This window comes from Mucilaginibacter ginsenosidivorans, from assembly GCF_007971025.1.
In the GTDB taxonomy this organism is placed as follows: domain Bacteria; phylum Bacteroidota; class Bacteroidia; order Sphingobacteriales; family Sphingobacteriaceae; genus Mucilaginibacter; species Mucilaginibacter ginsenosidivorans.
This window is the reverse complement of the sequence record NZ_CP042436.1, coordinates 1,566,289-1,580,819: the sequence shown is the minus strand read 5'-3', so window position 1 is coordinate 1,580,819 and position 14,531 is coordinate 1,566,289. Positions and strand designations below refer to the sequence as shown.

Below are 14,531 nucleotides of genomic sequence, written 5' to 3'. Positions count from 1 at the left end.
GGGACATTTTAAACCTGCACAGGTTCGTAAACGATAATGTCCATTGACAATTCCGATAACATTCCCGTGAGCATAGGTTTTATCACTTTCCAGTCCAGCCCGCCGTTACCACAGCCTAATGCAGGGATGGCGATGCTTTTTAAGGTACTTTCTTTCAGGAAAGAAAGCAGGGCAATTAGTCCCGAAGCAATATATTCATTCTTGGAAGGACTTTTCCAGTCCCTTTTTGTAGGAAAGTTGATGATGGTCTTTTCGCCTGTCAGCAGATTGCTGTCTTTTACAACCAATAATTTACCCGTGACCAGTTCGCCTTTTTTACAGGCGTTACGGTATTCTTTATAGTTGACGGGAAATGCCTGTTTAAACTGGAGGGCAATTCCCTTACCCATTACGCCAACTGTGTTGACGGTATTCACCAATGCTTCCGCACCGCTTTCCAGAATATTCCCTTTGGTAAACCGTATCATTCCCGTTCTTTTTTTGCTTTTATTTTGGCATCCAATATTAAGAGTTTTTGATAAAAATCTTCCCAATATTTATATAAATGCAACTGATACGACGAAGGCGCATTTACCCTGTAATGGCGGTAATCATCTGCCTGCATCATTGCCAGTGGTAAATCCGTTACAATTATTTCATTGCCGTCTAAATCTATTACTGTCATAACTGTGCTTATTTAATTGGGCTATCCTGCGGGCGGGGCGTTTTTGACAACCCTGCTTCCCGGGCAAGCGCATTCACTTTTATCGGGGTCGTCCTGAACTCTTTCAGATTGAGGAAAAATCCCCTGTTAAATAACATACCCTCCCGGAACATCTGCCATAAAAGCGATGCCCCTAAATTGGCGAGTGCGGAATTGATAAATAAGTCCTGCCTGCCGAGGGCATCCGCTAAGGAACAGCTTGGCGTATCGTCCGTTGTTTCCGATTGCTTTAACAGTTCTCCAAATTCGGCGGTGACCAGGGGCAGGCTGCCCACGACCTCAAACTTTTTGCTTTGGGGTTGGTCTATGGATGTCAGCGTGGCTAATACCACCTGCCCGCTGTCCTTGCTGTTGCCGAAGTCCAGCCAGTACAGGGGTTTGCTCCGGGCGTAGGAAATCTTTTTAGTAATTTCCATCAGCAGTTCCGCTATTTCAAATCTTGCGGAAACGGTGTCGACGCAGGATATGGTAAATTCCGCCATCCCTAAATCGGGGTCAGCCAATAGCGTGTCTCTGTTATACCGTTCGGTTATGGCTTTCCAGTTCGTGCCGAAGAACAGGTTGATGCGGTTTACTAAGGCTACCGCCTTATGGAGGCCAAGTTCAGCGGTAGTAAACAGCTGCCTGCCGAGGTTAGCGGGTTCAACCTTATCATCGTCAAAAACCCGCACCATCAAACCGGGATGGTTCAGTTCAATCAATGCATGGTTCATCCTGCCCAATGCAGTCAAAAACTGGCTTCCTGTACCGCCCGCCCCGATCAGGTTGACCATGACCGGGTTATAAGGGTTTAGCAATACCTTTTCCACGATATGCACGTTAGGCTTTACAGCCTTTATTTTCTTCGTTTTCATGTCAGTAAATTTTGAAGGGTAAGATGGGTTGGCTTTAATACTCGGGCAGGAAAGGCGTTATCGGTGCTGACCTGCGTCTGCCATAACTGAACGATATTTTCAGTTACCGGATTAAACTCATTCATTAAATGGCTGAAATAGCTGTTCCAAAAGTAGCTTTCCCATAGCCCCATAAAATCTTCCAGTCTTGCGGATTCGGCGATATTGATCCTTACCGTTCCCATGCATACCCTGCCATCATTGTAAATGTTAAAGAAAGGGGCATGGAACAGCTTGGTACGGCTGTCCGGCTTTCGGTTTCCTTTTAAGGCATAAACCATTAATTCGTTCCGGCCTGCCTTCCAAATCATGGCCGGAACATTTCCCCGGCCGGAAGTAATGCCCAATGCTTCGGCAAAAAACAGGGGTACTTCCTGCGATGGTGTGTACCAAACCGCATAGCCGGATAATTGGGGATTAACATATAATACTTTGTTCGGCATTACGCCCCTGCTCCGCAGGTAACCCGTTTTCAGTTCTTCGGCAGCCTGAAACAAACAGCTCAATTGCAGGGTTTCCCTATAAGTTAACGGGTGGGCGTTAATAGGGTTGCCGTTTTTGCCGATGTCGTAACTTTCCACGTATATGCTGTGCTGTTCGCCCTCGTCGCTTTGGCTTTGTTTTTGGCAAATCAGCAGGGCTTTGATGGCTTGGTAGTCGTTGCAAAAACTATTTGTTAAGTTCTTCATAATCGTAGTCGTTTAATAATTCAGATAATCGGTTAATGACCGAAAACAGCCTCGGCTCGTAATCAAATACATGCTCTTCTTTTTCCTGTGGCCGGTCAAACCATTGCAGGCTCAAGGGTTCTTCCTGGTAACCCATTTGCTGAAATTCATCGTTAATCATGTTGTACACGGTATCATTCAGGCAATCCTCCCCGCTCCAGTAAAAGGAGATATACTGCTCCCAATAAATGGTTTCCCCATCGTCCAGTTCCTTATCATAGTACATCGTTTCACGGATGGCTCTTTTAGGGTAATCCTTAATCAGCTTGATGATCTCGGCTACCGCTTCAATCATGTTGGTATCTGCCTGCTTACCTTTTCTGTAAATTTTCAGACAGCTTTCCAGTTGCTTCAAATCAAATGGTCGTTTGATTTCAGGTAACAGCGTATCGCCTGCCTTTTTCAATAATTCCAATTCAACCCTTTGGTTGTTTCTGTCGGTTTCCTCGTCGTCGTCAGCTTCCTCATCCAACCAGTTTTTAATGGTATCGTAGGTGCTGTCAATCGTTCCCGGCTCGGTAAAAAACGGGATGCCTGCCACCTGATAGAAATAGCCAAAAACCGAAATAACCAGTTTATAAAGGGATTGCTCCGCTTTTTTGTCCCGCATTTTCCAAACCGCCCGAACAGGGATATAATACAGGTGGTAATCCGTATTGAACGTTTTACCTGTGGTCATACAGCAGGCGCGTTTTTCATCCTGACAAATCTTTACTTCCAGACTAAACCCCGTTGTTTCCTGTGCGGTAATCATCTTATAGGCTTCCCTGATATTTTCGGGAAAGGACAAGCCGGAAACGTCCGGCATTGTCCATTGATACAAAGCGCACAGGTTTTCAGCGGAAACAAAGAACTCCTGTTCGGCAGATTTCCAGTCCCGGAACGCCACACCCCAAAAAGGCTGAAAAGCATGGTTCAGAAAACCATTACGGTGCGTTCCTGCGGTGCGCTTCGTAACGGGTTTTGCTGTACTTCCCTTGCGTCCGGCAAGCGGTTTAGCTGTTGGGCGAAATTTCCGAATAACTGATGCAGTTTCCATTGTTTATTATACTCTATGATGGTTACTTTTCTTTTAATTGCTCTCTTTTCCATAGCGGTCTGTATTAACCTTTCGTCCCCATTGTGCTTTCAAATCGGTACTGTATCTCATCGTTTTTGATTTCCGGTCCGACTATCCTTGCGTTGGTGAGTATTGGATAAGTACCCGCATAAAAATTGAGCACCATATCGGGATTGAATGCTTCGCCGGGGTCGGATAAGCGGACTTCCTGCCCGTTCTCCTTATGGATAAAAATCCGTTCTAATTTCGTGGTCTGTAACATGGTTAATCTTGATTAAATAATTGCAGGGCTTGCGCCATTTGTTCTTTTTTGCGGGTCAGGTCGGCTTTGCGCTTGTTCAGTTCCTGTTCCTTTTCAGGGTAATCGCTTACCAATGGCAGGATGGCTAAGGCTTCCTCGTACTTACATGCATCGTTCAGTTCCACCACTTTGCGTATTGCATCGGTGTAGACTTTCTTTTTTTCCTCTGCCGATATCTTAGTTTCGGCAACTTCTATATCATCACCGTTTTCCGAGGCGGTTTTTTGAACAGGCCGGGACTTGTTCCCCTGTGACAACTTCTTCTTGGCACTATCCAAATTCCTGTTGTACGTTTCAACATTGCTGTATAAACCTGCGGTAGCCTGTACGGGCTGTCCGATTGCTTCAAAAAAACCCTCATCCATTTCGGCAACCGTCCCCTTGAATATCAGGGGCGCAATCGTTTTCAGGGCGGGTTCATTGGAATTGTTGGGCGAGTACAGTACGGATACTACAAAATGCCCGTTCGCATCATTTTGGACGCCTATTTTCCAGATGCCGGGGGCATTCAGACTGGTTATATTTTCAAAAAAATTCGTTTTCATAATTGACTATTTAAAGATTAACAGGAGGATACCCCCTATAATGGCCAGTAAACCCAAAAGGTTAAACAGGGCTTCTATACGGGTGGTCAGCCACCATTTTTCATAGGATGAAAAAAGCTGTAGTCCCGCAATGCCACGGCGGTTAAACCTGCGCCTGTTGATGAGGTAGCGAACCAATAAGCCTGTACCAATCAGGACAATGGCGTTCAGGGCAGCAGGGTGATGATGAATGATTAATAGTTCCATTTGAAAGAAGATTAAAGGGGGATTGCTCCCCCGGTTAATTAATTCAGGGTTAGCGCATCCGCTCCGTTTTTGGCAAAATCCCGGCAAAGGTCAAAGGCGGTTTGTCCCCTTTGCTTGGCTGTTCCGTCCATGATAGATTTGAATTTCGCTTCGTCATTACCGAAACTGCGAACATTCTGAAAATAGCCCGTGATGGCGTTATACGCCCCGAATACCGTTCCGGCGGTAGTTTCCATTTGTTGGGTGGGACTGCCTAAAGCGTATTCATACACGTTATCCACGATATTGGTATAGGTGGTGGAAAGTTCATCCACCTTGCCCTGTGCTAAGTTTTTTAAAACCTCCTTGTTGGGTGACATGGCAATTTGTATCAGCCTCTTCACTTCTTTGTCGGTAATCTTCACCTGTGCCCAATGATTGAGCAATCCTTCCAGTTCAGAACCTAAACTGCCGGATATACCCATTAAAATATGGGCCTGTTTCAGGCGGTCATTGGCGGATGCGGTATGCCTGATTTTAATAGAATTGCTATGGTTACGCATAGCAGCGTTAAGGGTATTGTTGCAAACGATACGGACAGGGGTAAATGCTGCGGTGATACTGCCGAACCCATCGTGAGAAGTGGTTAAAAACAGGTATTGCTCTATCATATCCTGTTTACCCACCCGTATATAGCCCGGTAACTTGGCGGTGATAAATATGCGTTCTCCTTTGCCCAACGCCCCTGCGGTTTCGTATAGTATACCGTCACCGCCACCCACGATGGCATCAAAAAACTCAAAGGCGTTTACGTTCTGTACGATTTCGTAGTCTTTACCCACCACACCTAAAACAGCGTGGTTATCGGTGCGGACGGTAGCAAAATGATTGGGTACAGGCAATTGATTCCCCCCGATGATTTCGCCGTTATCGCCTATGGTTTCATCCCGCTGATAGGTGAACAGCGGTGATTTAATGACCTCGTAATCTAACCCCGCATATTTGATGGCTTCTGCGCTTGTGGGGTACTGGTCAACGATTTGACCTAACCCGTGCCAGGCCTTTTCCTTTACGCTGAAAAAGCTGTCTTTTCCGTTTACCCGATTAATGTTGTGTCCCATGATTTTAATTTTTTAAATGATTACTGAATTGCGCTCAATGGTATATTATGTTCTCCGGCTTAAAATGGCAGGTCGTCATCTTCCGGTGCGCCTTTCCCCTTGCTATCGCCGGGTTTGGCTGCGGTGCTGTTGGTTGAACCGCCTAAGAATTTGAGATGGGAGATATTACAGGTCAGATAGCTTTTGGCATCGCCATCCTTATTCACCCATGCACGGCTGCCTATGCGCCCGTTCAACTGTACCAATAAACCTTTTTTAAGGTATCCACCTACTTTGGCGTTCAGCCAGTAGGCGCACTCTACGTAGGTGGTCAGTTCCACCCGTTCACCGTCTTTCGGCTTGTAGCTATCGTTGATAGCGATACTGAAATTCACTACTTTTTTTCCTCCTTTAACCTCGCTCACCTGAGCGTCTGCGGTCAATCTTCCTGTTAGTTCCATTGCGTTAAAAAATTACTTGTTTAAAAAATCTGTTAATCAAGTCCAATTCGGCAAAACCCTCATTTGGCCTTTGATAGAGGCAGAATACTTGCGCGGGGGGCGAGCGGAACAAGGCTGACGCAAAAAAATACGACCCGGAGCGCAGCGGAGGTGTGGAGATTTTTTTAGCGGCACTTGCCTGGCCTTGGCCGCTGAAGAGGGGTAAATTTGCCTCAAGCAAAGGCTAAATGAAAAGGATCTGAGAGCTAAAAGCAGTCCGGGAAAAACTATGAAAAATAAACCTTCAAGCCGTTCATCAACAAGGACTTAAACCGGCAGAAAGAATAACTGCCCTTCCGGCTACCGTTGCCGGACGAGGCACCCGAAGGGCCTGGTTGTTATTGTCTGACGGGTCATTTGAAAGCGCGGGGGGTGGATATAAAAAGTACCAGGATCAGGGCAGGAATGAAAAACGAACGCAGTTTTACCAGATGGAATAATGGGAGCGGGTTAACCAGTGAGGCAGGAATGATGCGTTGATCCCGGATCTGCTGTTCGGCTCTTGCGAAAGCAAATGCCGGAACACTTGAGACAAAAAACTCAGTGATCGCAGCGGCATCTTTTCCGGAAGTATCGTGGAAAACACGACCTTGTGATGGGCATAATAGCAGACAAAATCTTAATGAATATCCTGCTAACTTAAACAGGTTGCTCTCCTGATGAATTGTATCTGCTATATTTAGTGTCTCTATAAATCACATGCAGTTCACGTAGCATAACTAAAAGATCAATGTCTTTTCAACGTTCAATAGATTTAGCTTATGATAAAACCAATGGTGATCTCTACGACGCTGATGCATCGTTTAAGGTCGCTAAGGAAGGTTATGAATTGCGTACGCGGTATAACTCGGGAGATCTGAACCTTTTTTGCTGCAGGTGTGATCAACCACTAATCATTTCAGATAGTAAAAACGACCGCTTGCACTTTAAGCATTTTCCAAACGCGGGCTATTGTGACCTGAAAGACGGAAAAATAAGCACAGAGGAAGTTCAGGATTACAATGACATACTCAGGGCGAGAGAAAGGCCGAGGCATAAGTATTTGAAAAACAGGATCGCTGAACGGCTGATGAACACGGAGGGTGTTGATCCGCTGTCAGTGATCGCGGATACCCGGTTTTTTTTCAACGAAGTTGAAAAGCGCAGGCCGGACGTTTATTGTATCTACCGGGGAAAGCAGATGGCTTTTGAGATCCAGCTTTCCAACTTGTCACAGCGTTACCTTTTAGGCCGGCATAAATTTTATAGTGAAGAAGGCATTTACCTGGTCTGGATATTGGATCAGTTCGATGTTCACGGGCAGTCGACCATGGAACGCGACATTAAATACCTGACACCGTCACAGAATTTTTTTAAGCTTGACGAATCCGTCGATGTGTTCAGACTTTCATGTACCTATAAATCACCGTTTATAACGAAGGAGGATCAAATCCTTTCCCCATGGCAAACCAGGTCTGTTGCATTGCCGCAGGTACAATTTGATCCGGCGACCTGCCAGATCTATTATTTACACTATGAGCAGAAGTTAAAGGAAACCCAGCGGCTGTTACAGGAGAAAATTGCGCGGGACGAAGAAAAGGTGCTTGAAGAGCGGATGGCCGTGCTCCGGGAAACGGCTGAAAAAAGCGCAGCCGCTATTATCGAAAAACTAAAATTTTATAAAAGCAAAGATTGGAATTTTTACAAGTTTGACGAGGAATTAGACCGGTTGTCACCTTTAGGTCTGGAAGCGCTGAATTCACGCTTTAAGTTTGCAACCAAACGGGTAAAAGGCATGTCGTTAATTAATCATTATATTTTCAATGCGGGCAAACTACAGCATTCCTTCATCCATTTTTTATTGCGGGACCGGCGCATTGAGTATGATATTAATGCGGCCAACGACGACGGCACGACTACCTTCCAGCAGATTTTGCAAAATCCCTATCTCGATTACCTGCAACCCCTGGTAAAAAGCATATTTAAAAGAGGCTACCGGCTAACCGAGGAAGACATCTCCGTTTATAACGAAATTGCTACGGAAATGCAGTTAAAGAACCACGAGCTAAAGGTCATTCAATGGTGTGACCAATTAAAAGACAAAAGCCTGGTTGATGATATTTTTAAGCATTTAACATTCCTGTTTTCTATAGAAAGCGCCCGCCGACAGCAGATCATCGGCTTCAATTATAAGAACTGGATCAGTTTTGCCGTGCAGGCGGTCATCAAGCACAAACAGTACTGGATTTATATTGAACGGTCGTTCAAAAGATACGGGCTATGGGAAATCATTGAGGCGCACGATAAAAACAAAAGCTTTCAAAAGCAAGTGGCCAACTTAGTGCTGGAACCACCGGAGCAGGATGCCGGTCCTGTTTATCCGTTGATACGGGAACTTTATAACGATATAGCCTGATCAAATTTTGACAGGCGATGGATGGGGAAGCCTTTGCAGCGAGGCAAAGTGCCATTTTATTTTTTTAAAATCATGTGTTTAAATTATCTTAGCCGGAGAATGTTTGTAAAGTCTAGTTTTGCTGAACATGGGCTGGATATCCAATCCATTTCCTCACCGTTGTTAAGTTACTGGGATAAGGAACTGGTCTGCAGATTTGCCAACGAGGCTTATGCAGCAGCAGCTGGAATCGTATTAGAGCGATTGACCGGCAACCGGATGTCCACAATTGCTTCGGCAGTACAGATTCCGGACAACAATTATGTACGAAAAGTACTGCAAGGCAAAATGCAGTTGTTCATTATTGGCGGGACAAGTCAATCCCGGAAAAACAGGGGAGTCATTGCTTCCTACAGTCCTGTTTACGGGAACGGCGAGGTCGAAGGCTTTTATTTTCATGCGGCCGAAACTGGTCGTCCCGGGACAGAACCGGCAGCAGGCCTTGCCATACGCCCTGGTAGGTGAACCCTTCCCGCAGGACCGGCAAGAGGAACCGGCACGGTCCGGCGAATGGAAAGAAATTATCCTATCCACAGTTACCTTGGTATTTTATTCGATGACCCCGGTTTCCGGCAACATTTTTATGTGCATTATGGGACGTGCTCCGCGGATTAAAGGCTGACTCCGGATAACCCGGGCAATTGCCCGATTGTATTGCGGTCTGTTTGACAAGCTGAATGTTCTTTATTCAGCGTTTAATGCCCAATGTCATTTTTTGCAGGGTTATTGGCGACTACATTTGCACTTTGCCGGATTTTGTGTACCATGAAAACCCGAATCCTAAAACTTTTTTAAATGACAAAGACTTCAGAGGCCTCCGGAAGGCAGATCCGCTTATGGCTGGGGGCAGGGATATTGATGGTACTGGTCCAGATTTTATTGGGTGGTATCACCCGTCTTACCGGTTCAGGTCTATCGATCACGGAATGGAAACCGCTATTGGGCGCGCTACCTCCACTAAACCACGCCGATTGGAGCCACAGCTTTGCACAATACCAACAGATCGCACAATTTAAAAAACTAAACAGTCACTTTACATTGGCCGATTACAAGGGGCTATTTTTCTGGGAATGGCTTCACCGGGAATGGGCAAGAGTCATGGGTCTGGTGTTTATCATTCCTTTTATGGTTTTTCTCTTGCAGCGGAAGTTTGACCGGCACTTAAAATGGCAGTTGACCGGCTTATTTGTACTGGGAGCCGTACAGGGGCTTGCCGGGTGGTTAATGGTTCAAAGCGGTCTGAATGATACCGATGTCGCGGTAAGCCATATCCGGCTGGCTGTGCATTTTTGCCTGGCGCTATTTTTACTTGTTTATCTGTTCTGGATGTATCTTAGGCTTCAGGCGGATAACGAGCCGGTGTATGTATCCCGGCCATTTAGGCTATTGACGGTGCTGACCTGCCTCGTGCTCTGTCTTCAGCTCATTTTTGGCGCTTTTATGGCAGGTACACATGCGGTGCTCTATGCGCCCACGTGGCCGGATATCAACGGGACATTTTTCATCCCATCATCCGGCATAACCGGCGGTTTCCTTCTCCGGATAATTTACGACCCCCTGCTGATCCAGTTTATCCACCGCCTGCTTGCTTATTTGTTATGCGTCCTCTTTTTAAGCTTTTTCCTGTATGCGCGCCTTTTACCGGCCCGGTCGGAATTGTCAGGGCCGGCGCTTTACCCGCTGCTGCTATTGATCATTCAGGTTTCTCTGGGCATTGCTTGTCTTTTCCATGCGGGCAGACCGAATTATATCTGGTTCGCCGTCCTGCACCAGTTCAATGGGATCCTGTTGCTGCTGAGCGTGACAGCCATCTATCGCCGGATCCGCACCGGCCCGCATAACGTATCGAATAGTCTTTAATTCGAACAGGCGGCCGGCGCTTGAAATTTCTGCTGCAGGGTTTCTGATCCGGGGATGCCTCGTTGAACAAGGCGATCAAACTTTCCGGCACCGTTAGCAGACAGCTTCAGCCTCCATGAAGTAAACACAGTGATTGGTATGCTCATACCGGCAACTGGCCCTGTAGTTCAGATCAGCAGCAATCTGCTTGTGCCGTCACCGGGACGGGGTTGGTTCCAATATTACCCGGCCAAGAAAACGGTCGGCCGAGACCTGATAACCGGTGACCGGCTTTTTCACCTGCAGCGCGGTATCGATCAATACCCGTTTTTTCTCCAGGATAACGGTCCCCAATACTCCCTCCCGGCGGTACCGGTTACAAAATTCCTTGTGGAAATGAGCCCCACTGAGCGAATCAACCTTTTGACGCAGCAACAGACGCGTATCATAATAGACGTAAACACGGTCTCCGGGATGAAGGCCTTTAACAGCCAGGGTTAAATTCTGACAGCTATCTGTCGGAGTATCCCTGTATGTATTCTTTTTTTCGCATCCGGCGACCGAAAGGAGGGCGATGATGATGATGGGAATTTGAAATTTGATCATGCTGTAAAAGGGTAAAAATGAAAAACAAAACCCTTCACTATGAGTGAAGGGTTCAATATTAGGCGGCCGGGCGTATCACATCCTGAATTAAAAGCTTCCATTTAGCGGCCAGCAGGATGGTTCTTTTTAAATGCCAGTCATTATCATGGTATTGCCTATAGAATATGATGTGCGATATTTTCTGGTGCTTGTCCCGAAGTCCAAGTTGTAAAAGCTGAAGCGTATCGCCCCGCTTTTTTTCTTCAAGCACACAACTGTCGATCCCTTCGAGGTCGATCTGACCGATCTGATAATCCGTATGGTCCATCTGGATAAGTTTTTTTTTCACAGGATCCAGGGCGATGACAAAAGCATCCAGCTGGTCTACGTACTGAAAGGAAAGTTCCCGTTCCTGCTCGGCAGCCTTAAGTTCATCGCTGATCTTTTGCTTTCTACGTTTATGGGACCTGATCATGGCCAGGCTGACAGGAAGGAGAATCACGGTTAGTAAAGCGCCCGCAATGAGGCAGTTTTCCAATATATGTGTCATAAAATAATATTTAATGGTTAAAAAAGGCATTGATTATATAAGCTGTTCGCTGGCAGGCACACCCGCTACCAGAAATAATGGGCGGGAAATAAGAGCCGCTGAATAAACCTAACCTCATACACCGCCGCGATCCTGTTTTGAAAAAAAAGCGTGGCGCAAATACGGGAAAAGCTGAAAGCGAGTTGTTTCACGTTTCCTTCCCCGGGGAATTTATGCAGCCCCTGCCGGACTGCCGGCATAACTGGTGCCTCCGCGATGTTTCCGGTGACCTGAAAAAGCCTGGCTGCATGCAGTTGCTCATTCCGGTTAGCCCGCGGAAGGCTTTCTGACACGGATGCCCTGTCAGGCTGCCAATGGCCTATTAACGCCGCCGATAGTACCAATAAGAATTTCAGCAGGCCTTTAGTTACCCTTGCCGCACCGATCTGATAATAACCCATATGAATTGAATTTGCTCCGGTAATATTAAACGAAGCGTTCATCGTAGCCCGCGCAAACATTGGGGCTGTCAGCCGCCAAAAATTCAGGATCTTCCCCGTCCCGGTGAACAGAAAGGAGTTCGAATCGCTGAATCCCATCCGGCATTTCCCATTCGGTCCGGTGACCATCGGCGTAGCCCAATAACGCAATTGACAACGGGTCAGTGATCATTATTTTATTTAACCTGGCCGGTTCGGGGTTTTGCGCAACAATATGTACACGGAAGGTTTGGTGCTTGCCAATATTTCTTACCAGTACTTTTGCTCCCTGCCGGGCTACGTTCAGCGGCAGGCTTCCTTTGCCGACGATACGCGCATCATTTAACTCACCGAAAAGCTTACGTTTATTAAAGACGGACAGGCCCTCGGTAAAATAATATTTCATTAACAATTTAAAATCCCCGATCGTTAATGTCAGTTGAAATCGCTTTCCCATGTTTTTTTATGATTTAAGGTTAAAAAAACGGCGTAAACGGCGCTGATAAAGTTACAGGCCCGGATCTATCCGTCAACTGCCTGCTGCAAGTCAATCCGGGTTACTTTCAGGATCTCAAATTCCTGTACGCCCCCGGGCATTTCCCATTGGGCCGTCGACCCTTTGCGGTAACCTAATAAGGCAATGGCGATAGGTGCCAAAACAGATACTTTGTTTTTTCTGACGTCTGCCGCAGCCGGCGACACGATTTGAAAAACAAAGCTCTGTTTGCTTTGCCGTTCCTGAACGTGTACGACCGCATTGAGGCTTATCACGTCGCAGGGAAGCTCGTGTTCTTCCACGATTTGGGCGGACGCCAATTCCGACAAAAGATTCTTTTTATTAAAATCCGTTAAAACGGACTCGTGCAGATATTTTTTCAATATGTCCAGCTCCCGCTGAACGATGATCAATGGAGTGTTCATGTTTTTTTAATTTAATTGCTAAAAGAATAAACGGATTGTAACAAAATCAATTGAGATGGACCAAAGGCGCCAAAGATCTTTCCCGCCCCGTTTGACAAAAAATATCTTTAAGCGATACGACCTCGAAAGCACTGATCCTGCGGAAAAAATCAGCCGGGTCGGCTTCCGATAAATGCTCATAGCCGCAGCGCTGCATAAGTGTCCGGGTGGCCCCGACCGTATTGCGCTGAAAATTGGCCAACCAGATCCCTGGTGAGCCGGAGCGGCCTATTGGTTTTTGCTGAAACAGGCCATTTTCCATCGGTATACCCGCCGCACTAAAGCAGGCATCGGCCCCCAAAGCGCACAGGCGCAGGATATCATATTCGGTCAGGATAACGCCGGTACCGATCACTTTTGCTGGTAGTCCATAGTTGCGGAGCATTGTTTTTGCCGTAAATACCGCCTCTAAGAAACGCTGCTCAGAATCTTTGTGCATCAAACGATTCGCCGCCCATGACTCTTCAATGCTGATAAAATCCAGGCAAACATTTGCCGGTCCCATTGACCTGACCAGGTGGCTGACCAATTCTTTAGCCGGGTTCAACAGGTGTATCCCAACCGGTTTACCACCTGACCAGAGCCGGAGCTTGCTGACCAGGGCAAAAACAGCCCATTCGTTGGGTGTCTTTTCCTGGCCGGCTACCTGTGTGGAATAAAGCCCTAGTTCGATCATTTTGACATACGGTTTGGCGGCAATGAGCTGCATCATAGTTTCATTAAAAGAACGGTCCGGGTTCCTGAGCTCAAGGTCACTGTAGCTCATATGCCAGACGATATCACCGCCGCCCCTGACCAGTTCGGGCGTAAGCCCTTTTTCACCTGAGTTCACCGCGCAGCTGCACATGTTGGCGGCCTGGGAAAGTGCATGGACGCTTTGATCTGCTACCTTGCCGCGGTCCAGCGCGCCGAAGTTAAATACACTTAAACTGTACGGTTGAAGGCATTGTGCCGTGCCGATATTTACCCTCAGATCCAATGGGCCAGGTAAAAAAAAGGGAGGGTGCGTCTGCACATATTCAAAGCCGGGATCGTTTTCAGGCAGCAGATTATCCTCAACCAAGGTGGTGTCCGTGCTCTTGGAGCGGCGGGCAAGCAGCAAACCTTCTTTTTCAGTCAGTTCGGTATTGGTCCGCGTTTTCACGAAGAGCCTGCCGACGCTTTCCGGGAGAAAGGACAACCGGTCCTTCAGGAGCTGGCCAAAAGGATAATTTGTTAAAGTACGGTAGCTGCGACCAAAACGGTCATGCAGGTAAAATTGGGCACAGGACAGCACGATCGCCAGCGCGATCAGCAGGTGGCTGGAACCGATGACGGCGGCGGCCACTAAGCCGGTATTCAAAACAAAAAGCGCGATAACCAGACCTATTCCGGATCTGAAACGAAATTTCTTCATAAAATAATAATTTAAAAGTGAAAAAACAGCCAATTGATGACTGGCCCCAAACCAGGATCGGTCCGGGGCTTACTTTACAAAGTCCTTACTGGTGGTCTGGGCGTAGAAGCCAAAATGAAAATGTACAGGCACAGACAAGCCGTACAAGATGAAAGATGACTGTATTTTGCTGCGTTTATTTTGCAGCCCTTTAAAAGACTTGAATGGGAAATGGATCATAACGAACTTTATCAGACAGTGAAAAACAAGCGTTT

At 46.8% G+C, this 14,531-nt stretch carries 19 protein-coding genes; 3 read left to right on the top strand and 16 right to left on the bottom strand.

All coding sequences use genetic code 11. The features are described 5' to 3' along the window. Positions 1-8: 8 nt before the first annotated feature. The 10 genes from FRZ54_RS07300 to FRZ54_RS07255 form a co-directional block, all read right to left on the bottom strand. A complete protein-coding gene (locus FRZ54_RS07300; protein ID WP_228462648.1) occupies positions 9-467 on the bottom strand; it encodes a macro domain-containing protein in 459 nt (152 codons plus the stop codon). Further along, positions 464-664, bottom strand: coding sequence for a hypothetical protein (locus FRZ54_RS07295; RefSeq protein ID WP_147030974.1), 201 nt, complete (start codon positions 662-664; stop codon positions 464-466). Before FRZ54_RS07295 ends, FRZ54_RS07300 begins: the two co-directional genes overlap by 4 nt. A gap of 8 nt (positions 665-672) precedes the next feature. Beyond that, positions 673-1,557: a PRTRC system ThiF family protein gene (locus FRZ54_RS07290; RefSeq protein ID WP_147030973.1), complete on the bottom strand. Its 885-nt coding sequence runs from the start codon at positions 1,555-1,557 to the stop codon at positions 673-675. Then, positions 1,554-2,285 (bottom strand): PRTRC system protein B, encoded by a 732-nt coding sequence (locus tag FRZ54_RS07285; RefSeq protein ID WP_147030972.1) that lies wholly within the window; start codon positions 2,283-2,285, stop codon positions 1,554-1,556. Before FRZ54_RS07285 ends, FRZ54_RS07290 begins: the two co-directional genes overlap by 4 nt. Next, on the bottom strand, positions 2,266-3,363 hold the full coding sequence (locus FRZ54_RS07280; protein ID WP_147030971.1) for a hypothetical protein: 1,098 nt from the start codon (positions 3,361-3,363) through the stop codon (positions 2,266-2,268). Before FRZ54_RS07280 ends, FRZ54_RS07285 begins: the two co-directional genes overlap by 20 nt. 64 nt (positions 3,364-3,427) lie before the next feature. Continuing rightward, a complete protein-coding gene (locus FRZ54_RS07275) occupies positions 3,428-3,646 on the bottom strand; it encodes a PRTRC system protein C (protein WP_147030970.1) in 219 nt (72 codons plus the stop codon). Between the two features lie 2 nt (positions 3,647-3,648). Beyond that, positions 3,649-4,230, bottom strand: a complete 582-nt coding sequence (locus tag FRZ54_RS07270; RefSeq protein ID WP_147030969.1) for a PRTRC system protein E — start codon at positions 4,228-4,230, stop codon at positions 3,649-3,651. 6 nt (positions 4,231-4,236) lie between these two features. Then, entirely contained in the window at positions 4,237-4,476 is a 240-nt protein-coding gene (locus FRZ54_RS07265; protein ID WP_147030968.1) for a molybdenum ABC transporter permease, read from the bottom strand. Positions 4,477-4,514: 38 nt separating this feature from the next. Then, positions 4,515-5,576, bottom strand: coding sequence for a DUF932 domain-containing protein (locus FRZ54_RS07260; protein WP_147030967.1), 1,062 nt, complete (start codon positions 5,574-5,576; stop codon positions 4,515-4,517). A gap of 59 nt (positions 5,577-5,635) precedes the next feature. Beyond that, on the bottom strand, positions 5,636-6,016 hold the full coding sequence (locus FRZ54_RS07255) for a single-stranded DNA-binding protein (protein WP_147030966.1): 381 nt from the start codon (positions 6,014-6,016) through the stop codon (positions 5,636-5,638). Positions 6,017-6,785: 769 nt separating this feature from the next. Between FRZ54_RS07255 and FRZ54_RS07250 the strand changes: the two genes are divergently transcribed. The 3 genes from FRZ54_RS07250 (at position 6,786) to FRZ54_RS07240 (ending at position 10,349) form a co-directional block, all read left to right on the top strand. Beyond that, positions 6,786-8,450 (top strand): DUF6035 family protein, encoded by a 1,665-nt coding sequence (locus FRZ54_RS07250; RefSeq protein ID WP_147030965.1) that lies wholly within the window; start codon positions 6,786-6,788, stop codon positions 8,448-8,450. Between the two features lie 99 nt (positions 8,451-8,549). Beyond that, on the top strand, positions 8,550-8,954 hold the full coding sequence (locus FRZ54_RS07245) for a PAS domain-containing protein (RefSeq protein WP_187359779.1): 405 nt from the start codon (positions 8,550-8,552) through the stop codon (positions 8,952-8,954). A gap of 330 nt (positions 8,955-9,284) precedes the next feature. Next, a complete protein-coding gene (locus FRZ54_RS07240) occupies positions 9,285-10,349 on the top strand; it encodes a COX15/CtaA family protein (protein WP_147030963.1) in 1,065 nt (354 codons plus the stop codon). Positions 10,350-10,544: 195 nt separating this feature from the next. Here the strand turns inward: FRZ54_RS07240 and FRZ54_RS07235 are convergent, their stop codons facing one another. The 6 genes from FRZ54_RS07235 to FRZ54_RS07210 form a co-directional block, all read right to left on the bottom strand. Beyond that, positions 10,545-10,934: a hypothetical protein gene (locus FRZ54_RS07235; protein WP_147030962.1), complete on the bottom strand. Its 390-nt coding sequence runs from the start codon at positions 10,932-10,934 to the stop codon at positions 10,545-10,547. Positions 10,935-10,992: 58 nt separating this feature from the next. Then, entirely contained in the window at positions 10,993-11,463 is a 471-nt protein-coding gene (locus tag FRZ54_RS07230; RefSeq protein WP_147030961.1) for a hypothetical protein, read from the bottom strand. Positions 11,464-11,528: 65 nt separating this feature from the next. Further along, entirely contained in the window at positions 11,529-11,903 is a 375-nt protein-coding gene (locus FRZ54_RS07225; protein WP_147030960.1) for a hypothetical protein, read from the bottom strand. 25 nt (positions 11,904-11,928) lie between these two features. Further along, positions 11,929-12,378, bottom strand: a complete 450-nt coding sequence (locus FRZ54_RS07220) for a GreA/GreB family elongation factor (RefSeq protein WP_147030959.1) — start codon at positions 12,376-12,378, stop codon at positions 11,929-11,931. A gap of 65 nt (positions 12,379-12,443) precedes the next feature. Next, entirely contained in the window at positions 12,444-12,842 is a 399-nt protein-coding gene (locus FRZ54_RS07215) for a GreA/GreB family elongation factor (protein ID WP_147030958.1), read from the bottom strand. A 46-nt stretch (positions 12,843-12,888) separates the two neighbouring features. Beyond that, positions 12,889-14,277 (bottom strand): beta/alpha barrel domain-containing protein, encoded by a 1,389-nt coding sequence (locus FRZ54_RS07210; RefSeq protein WP_147030957.1) that lies wholly within the window; start codon positions 14,275-14,277, stop codon positions 12,889-12,891. Between the last annotated feature and the right edge of the window lie 254 nt (positions 14,278-14,531).

Coding starts and splice junctions, on each gene's coding strand:
- FRZ54_RS07300 (WP_228462648.1), bottom strand. CDS start 467: ATGATACGGTTTACCAAAGGGAATATTCTGGAAAGCGGTGCGGAAGCA.
- FRZ54_RS07295 (WP_147030974.1), bottom strand. CDS start 664: ATGACAGTAATAGATTTAGACGGCAATGAAATAATTGTAACGGATTTA.
- FRZ54_RS07290 (WP_147030973.1), bottom strand. CDS start 1,557: ATGAAAACGAAGAAAATAAAGGCTGTAAAGCCTAACGTGCATATCGTG.
- FRZ54_RS07285 (WP_147030972.1), bottom strand. CDS start 2,285: ATGAAGAACTTAACAAATAGTTTTTGCAACGACTACCAAGCCATCAAA.
- FRZ54_RS07280 (WP_147030971.1), bottom strand. CDS start 3,363: ATGGAAACTGCATCAGTTATTCGGAAATTTCGCCCAACAGCTAAACCG.
- FRZ54_RS07275 (WP_147030970.1), bottom strand. CDS start 3,646: ATGTTACAGACCACGAAATTAGAACGGATTTTTATCCATAAGGAGAAC.
- FRZ54_RS07270 (WP_147030969.1), bottom strand. CDS start 4,230: ATGAAAACGAATTTTTTTGAAAATATAACCAGTCTGAATGCCCCCGGC.
- FRZ54_RS07265 (WP_147030968.1), bottom strand. CDS start 4,476: ATGGAACTATTAATCATTCATCATCACCCTGCTGCCCTGAACGCCATT.
- FRZ54_RS07260 (WP_147030967.1), bottom strand. CDS start 5,576: ATGGGACACAACATTAATCGGGTAAACGGAAAAGACAGCTTTTTCAGC.
- FRZ54_RS07255 (WP_147030966.1), bottom strand. CDS start 6,016: ATGGAACTAACAGGAAGATTGACCGCAGACGCTCAGGTGAGCGAGGTT.
- FRZ54_RS07250 (WP_147030965.1), top strand. CDS start 6,786: ATGTCTTTTCAACGTTCAATAGATTTAGCTTATGATAAAACCAATGGT.
- FRZ54_RS07245 (WP_187359779.1), top strand. CDS start 8,550: ATGTTTGTAAAGTCTAGTTTTGCTGAACATGGGCTGGATATCCAATCC.
- FRZ54_RS07240 (WP_147030963.1), top strand. CDS start 9,285: ATGACAAAGACTTCAGAGGCCTCCGGAAGGCAGATCCGCTTATGGCTG.
- FRZ54_RS07235 (WP_147030962.1), bottom strand. CDS start 10,934: ATGATCAAATTTCAAATTCCCATCATCATCATCGCCCTCCTTTCGGTC.
- FRZ54_RS07230 (WP_147030961.1), bottom strand. CDS start 11,463: ATGACACATATATTGGAAAACTGCCTCATTGCGGGCGCTTTACTAACC.
- FRZ54_RS07225 (WP_147030960.1), bottom strand. CDS start 11,903: ATGGGTTATTATCAGATCGGTGCGGCAAGGGTAACTAAAGGCCTGCTG.
- FRZ54_RS07220 (WP_147030959.1), bottom strand. CDS start 12,378: ATGGGAAAGCGATTTCAACTGACATTAACGATCGGGGATTTTAAATTG.
- FRZ54_RS07215 (WP_147030958.1), bottom strand. CDS start 12,842: ATGAACACTCCATTGATCATCGTTCAGCGGGAGCTGGACATATTGAAA.
- FRZ54_RS07210 (WP_147030957.1), bottom strand. CDS start 14,277: ATGAAGAAATTTCGTTTCAGATCCGGAATAGGTCTGGTTATCGCGCTT.